Consider the following 1,108-nt stretch of genomic DNA (forward strand, 5'->3'; position numbering starts at 1 on the left):
CACCGCCAAGCGGCTGCTCAACGACGGCGAGAACGCCAGCCTGGCCGTGGCCATCGAGATGGAGGGCCACTGCTACAGCCGGCTGCGCACCTCGGATGATTTCCGCGAGGGCGTGGAGGCGTTCGGCGAGAAGCGTCCGCCGGAGTTCCGCGGCTGCTGAGACGACAGGCGCCGGCCCCGCGCCGGCGCGTTCAACGGGGAGAGGGGAGCATGACAGACAATCATACCGACACCACCGGGGCGCCGGTCCGGGGCGACTTCCGCGCCGGGATCGCGGCGCTGCCGCGGGCGCTGACGCTGAAGTCCATCAGCGCCGGCACGGTGGCGGCGATCTTCGGCTGCTCCGGCCCGGCGCTGATCGTGATCAACGCCGCGGAGTCCGGCAACCTCACCAGCGGTCAGACGGTGGCCTGGCTGTTCGCGATCTACGTGCTCGGCGGGCTGATCAGCCTGCTCATGGCGCTGCGTTACCGCCAGCCCATCACCGGCGCGTACTCCATCCCGGGGGCGGCGATCCTCGTGGGGGCGCTGTCCACGGTGAGCTTCAACGAGGCAGTGGGCGCGTTCATCATGAGCGGTGTCCTGGTGCTGTTGCTCGGCGTCAGCGGTCTGATAGGACGGGTGATGCGATGGATCCCGATGCCCATCGTCATGGCCATGATCGCCGGTGCGCTGATCCGCTTCGGCACCGGCGCGGTGGACGCCGTGGGCAACGCGCCCTGGGTCGCCGGTGCGGCGGTGGCGGCGTTCCTGCTCACGCACCGCTTCCTGCGCGCCGTCCCGCCGGTGCTCGCGGCGCTGGTGGTGGGGCTGATCGCGGCGCTGGCCACCGGCAGCCTGTCCCCGGCGGAGGTGCCGCTGGCGTTCACCGCCCCCGAGCTCACCACCCCGGCCTTCACCCTGGATGGCTTCCTGGCGATCACCCTGCCGCTGTCGCTGCTGGTGATCGGTGCCGAGAACGCCCAGGCCACGGGTGTGCTCATGGCCGAGGGCTACCGCCCGCCGATCAACGCGATGACGGTGGTCAGCGGTATCGGCGGCATCCTCGCGGGTATCCTCGGCGGCCACAACGCCAACATCGCCGGGCCGATGACCGCGATCTGCTCGT

Annotated in this window: 1 protein-coding gene; it reads left to right on the plus strand. The window is 70.9% G+C overall.

All coding sequences use genetic code 11. From position 1 onward, the window contains the following. Window positions 1-210: 210 nt before the first annotated feature. A partial coding sequence (locus tag G7A99_RS16470) for a benzoate/H(+) symporter BenE family transporter (RefSeq protein WP_240466311.1) occupies window positions 211-1,108 on the plus strand: 898 nt, incomplete at its 3' end.

The organism is Arhodomonas sp. KWT (assembly GCF_010993615.1).